This window comes from Intestinibacter sp. (assembly GCF_051866655.1).
Classification (GTDB): domain Bacteria; phylum Bacillota; class Clostridia; order Peptostreptococcales; family Peptostreptococcaceae; genus Intestinibacter.
This window is the reverse complement of sequence record NZ_JBJDXL010000282.1, coordinates 1-4,025: the sequence shown is the minus strand read 5'-3', so window position 1 is coordinate 4,025 and position 4,025 is coordinate 1. Positions and strand designations below refer to the sequence as shown.

The window sequence follows — 4,025 nt, the reverse complement described above, 5'->3', positions numbered from 1 at the left end:
GCCTGCTGATTGAAATAATTTAGATTTTTGTTTATTATTTGGAATTAGCATTATTCTAAATGTCTTTATCATACTATATTAACTCCTCAATTATTTTCTTAGCTTTATTATCTATATTCTCCTAAAGCCTACAAATAAATACAGTATTATTTTCTCTTCTAGTATCTGTTATAAACTTATCTCAATTTTTAAGCGTTTGAACCGTTTTTTCTATTTTATTTGCAAATTATAATATTGAGTAATATTTAATTTATTTATTACTTCAATAGCATTATATATAATCTATAAAAATATACTATGGTTTTATGGATTTTTATAGATTATATTAGCTGTTATATGCCTCCTTGTATAAAATCATTATAATTATAGCACAATAAATACCGATGAATTATGAGAATTGATTATTAAAATTAATTCCAAAATGGAATGTATTTATCCTATAATGAATTGATTTAAAGTGTAAGGTGTTATACTATAATAATTAAGAAATGTTGTTATATAAATGTAAATTTAGCAATAGCTTAAATAATTTAACCCACCCTTGCACGATAATTAATTTATCGTGTTTTTTTTTAATATACGATTAAAATAAATAATAAAATGATATTTTAAAATAAAATAGGGGATAATAATATGAATAGTCAAAAAATGAATCAATTTATTAGAAGTGTAAAATTAAATAGAGATAAAGTTAAGGATTTTGAGAAGTATCCTTTTAATTTGCCGATTATCAAAAATCTAGACAAAATAGAGTTTCACCCAAATGTAACGTTTATAGTCGGTGAAAATGGATCTGGAAAGTCAACTATACTAGAATCTATAGCTGTTTCATATGGATTTAATCCAGAAGGAGGAACTAAAAATTTTAATTTTAGCACAAATGAGACACATTCGTGTTTATATGATTTTATAACTATAGTCAAAGGAGTTAAAAAGCCACGAGATGGATTTTTTTTGAGGTCAGAGAGCTTTTATAACGTGGCTACGAATATAGACGATTTAAATTCAGAAAATCCAAGTGAGAGATTTATGAATAGCTATGGAGGCAAATCGCTTCATAAAAGATCTCATGGAGAAGCTTTTTTCTCACTTATTATGAATAAATTTACAGGAAATAGCTTATATATTTTAGATGAGCCAGAAGCTGCTCTATCTCCAACGAGACAGATGAGCTTAATATCTAGAATAGACGAGCTAGTAAAGCAAGGAAGTCAATTTATAATAGCAACACATTCGCCGATTTTAATGGCGTATCCAAATAGCTTTATATATCAAATAAAAGAAGATATTCAAAAGGTAAAATACGAAGACAGTGAAAACTACAATATAACGAGAGAATTTTTAAATAATTATAAAAAAATGATACATATACTGACTAAATAATATATAATACCTATTAAAGAATAAATTTAAGGAGGCACGAGATGGCTGAACAAAGAGTAACAGGATCTTCTCAAAGAAATGCCAAGGATGTGGCATACGAGCTTACAGAACTATATTATACTACTGTTGTAAACAAAGACTACACAAAAGACGTCGCTCCAGAAGAAGTGGCAGAAACTTACTTAAAAATATACAACAAGATAGTGGGCTGTAAATAATATAAAAAATTTTAACAATCTACTAAGTTAAAGACACTTTATATATTTTAAAAATATAGTTAAAATATAAATGATATTAAAAAAATAGTTGTATTTATGTAAAATATTATACATAAAACGACTATTTTTTTAGATTTTAACCCCAAAAAAATTTACTGTAAAAAATTTCAAAAAGAAAACGATATCAAAAAAAAATTTTGTTTACTTAGAATATAAAACAATATACAATATACATAGAGAAACAAATAGATATTTATTTTTAATATTTATTATCTTTTTAGCTTTTATATTTATCCATAAAATGGGTAATATAAATTTAATATATTATAAAAAATTATAAAGTTTAGGAATTGAAAGAGGGAAGAAATATGAATTACAAGGAAATCTACAATCAATGGCTAGAAAGTGATTATTTCGATGCTGAAACAAAAAAAGAACTAGAAAATATTAAGGGAAATGAAAAAGAAATAGAAGACAGATTCTACACAGACTTAGAATTTGGTACAGCAGGACTTAGAGGAATAATAGCAGCAGGAACTAACAGAATAAATATATACACTGTAAGAAGAGCAACTTTTGGTCTTGCAAACTACATAGTAAAAAATACTACTGAAGAAGAAAAAAATAGAGGAGTAGTAATAGCTCACGACAATAGACACATGTCAAGAGAATTTTGTATAGAAGCTGCAAATACATTAGCTGCTTGCGGTATAAAAGCATATATATTCGATTCATTAAGAACAACTCCAGAATTATCTTTTGCAGTTAGAAAATTACACACTATAGCAGGTATAGTTATAACAGCAAGTCACAATCCACCAGAATACAATGGATACAAAGTATATTGGGAAGATGGAGCACAAGTAATGCCAGAAATAGCATCAGCAATAACTGCTGAAGTAAATGCTATAAAAGATTACTCAACAATACCTACTATAAAAGAAGATCAAAAAGACCTAGTTATAATGCTAGGAGCAGAACAAGACACTGCATTTATAGAAGCAGTAAAAACTCAAGTAATAAAAACTGAATTAGTTAAAAAAGTTGGAAAAGAATTTAAAATAGTTTACACTCCACTTTGCGGAACAGGAAACGTACCTGTAACTCGTGCATTATCAGAAGTTGGATTTGAAAATATAATAGTAGTACCAGAAGAACAAAATCCAGATCCTAATTTTGCTGGAATAGAATATCCAAACCCAGAAGAACACAAAGCATTAACTAGAGGTATAGCTTTAGCTAAAGCTGAAGGTGCTGACTTAGTTATGGCAACTGACCCAGACTGCGATAGAGTTGGTATAGCTGTAAGAACTACAACAGGAGAATACGCACTTCTTACTGGTAACCAAATAGGTGCAATGTTAACTAACTACATAATAGAAAGCTCTAAAGAAGAAGGTAAATTAGATCCTAAAGCTACATTAGTTAAAACTATAGTAACTTCAGAATTCGGAGCAGATATCGCTAGAGCTAATAACTTAGACGTAATAAACGTACTTACTGGATTTAAATTCATAGGAGAAAAAATAAAATCTTTCGAAGAAACAGGAGATAAAACTTACTTATTCGGATACGAAGAAAGCTACGGATACTTAGTAGGAACTCATGCTAGAGATAAAGACGGTGTAGTAGCATCTTTATTAATAGCTGAAATGGCAGCTTACTACTATGACAAAGGATTAAGCTTATACGAAGGATTACAAGCTCTATATGAAAAATACGGATATTTCAAAGAAAAAACTATATCATTAACTTTAAAAGGTATAGAAGGTCTAGCTAAAATAAAAGAAATAATAACTTACTTCAGAGAAAATGATATAAATGAATTCAATAGCACAAAAGTAGTAGATTTAAAAGACTATCAAAAAGGAATAGATGGATTACCTAAGTCAAATGTGTTAAAATATTTCTTAGAAGATGGTTCATGGATAGCTGTAAGACCATCAGGAACTGAACCAAAACTTAAATTCTATGTAGCTGTAAAAGGCGAAGATGAAGCTAAATGCTTAGAAAAAATAGCTAACATAGAAGCAGACATAAACAAAATAATTGAACAAGTTAAATAATAAAAGTATTTAAATGTGACAACCATTTAATAAAAATAAATAATTTTACTAAAAAGACTGCATAAATTATAAAAATAGTTTTTATAATTGTGCAGTCTTTTTATATAAAAAAACTTTCCCACGCGAAGGGTCCCACCCATTCGCATAGCGATTTCTAATTTAAAAAACATTGACACCATTCAAACCTATTATTATCAATTCAGAGTCATTGTAATTATATTTAATAACTTTGTGACATAGGTATAAAGTGCCAAATAGTTGGACATAATAAAACTAATAATTACCTAAGTAGGGAGGGTTTGGTATGTTCAATGAAAGACATTCAGATATGTTTAATTCGAAAAGAAACAACGTGAGA

At 27.9% G+C, this 4,025-nt stretch carries 4 protein-coding genes; 3 read left to right on the top strand and 1 reads right to left on the bottom strand.

Annotated features, from left to right (window positions below):
* Positions 1-72: helix-turn-helix domain-containing protein (locus ACI3VO_RS08445; protein WP_439757492.1), on the bottom strand; the 72-nt coding region annotated here is incomplete at its 3' end.
* A gap of 561 nt (positions 73-633) precedes the next feature.
* Between ACI3VO_RS08445 and ACI3VO_RS08440 the strand changes: the two genes are divergently transcribed.
* From ACI3VO_RS08440 to ACI3VO_RS08430, 3 genes are all read left to right on the top strand, one after another.
* A complete protein-coding gene (locus ACI3VO_RS08440; protein WP_439757491.1) occupies positions 634-1,383 on the top strand; it encodes an AAA family ATPase in 750 nt (249 codons plus the stop codon).
* Between the two features lie 41 nt (positions 1,384-1,424).
* The gene (locus ACI3VO_RS08435) at positions 1,425-1,601 is read left to right on the top strand and encodes a hypothetical protein (RefSeq protein WP_439757490.1); all 177 of its coding nucleotides are present in this window, start codon (positions 1,425-1,427) and stop codon (positions 1,599-1,601) included.
* 368 nt (positions 1,602-1,969) lie between these two features.
* Positions 1,970-3,667, top strand: coding sequence for a phospho-sugar mutase (locus tag ACI3VO_RS08430; protein WP_439757489.1), 1,698 nt, complete (start codon positions 1,970-1,972; stop codon positions 3,665-3,667).
* The last annotated feature ends 358 nt before the right edge of the window (positions 3,668-4,025 follow it).